At 57.9% G+C, this 525-nt stretch carries 1 protein-coding gene; it reads left to right on the forward strand.

Annotation, left to right across the window (positions count from 1 at the left end; all coding sequences use genetic code 11):
• The coding region (locus tag AC1DIT_RS28415) for an LOG family protein (protein ID WP_476998625.1) at positions 1-525 on the forward strand (525 nt) is incomplete at both ends.

Here is a 525-nt window from a genome sequence, read left to right on the forward strand (position 1 = left end):
CAGCCTGGGATTCAATATCACCCTGCCCTTCGAGCAGCATGCCAACCCCACGGTCAATGGCACCGCCAACTTGCTGCCCTTCCACTTTTTCTTTACCCGCAAGCTGTTCTTCGTCAAGGAAGCCGACGCGCTGGTCCTGTGCCCAGGGGGATTTGGCACGCTGGATGAAGCGCTGGAAGTACTGACCCTGATCCCGACCGGTAAAAGCCCGCTGGTGCCTGTCGTGCTACTGGATGCGCCGGGCGGCAAGTTCTGGCAAGGCGCGCTGGACTTCATTCACCATCAACTGGAGGAAAATCGCTACATCCTGCCGACCGACATGAAGCTGCTGAGCCTGGTCTATAGCGCCGAAGAGGCCGTCGAGCAGATCAACCAGTTCTACAGCAATTTCCACTCCAGCCGCTGGCTCAAGCATCAGTTCGTGATTCGCATGAACCACACACTCAGCGACCGGGCGCTTGAACACATGCAGGAGGCATTCGCCGACCTGTGCCTGAGCGATCATTTCCATCAGCATGCCTACAG

Source organism: Bacillus sp. 05T22 (genome assembly GCF_056396765.1).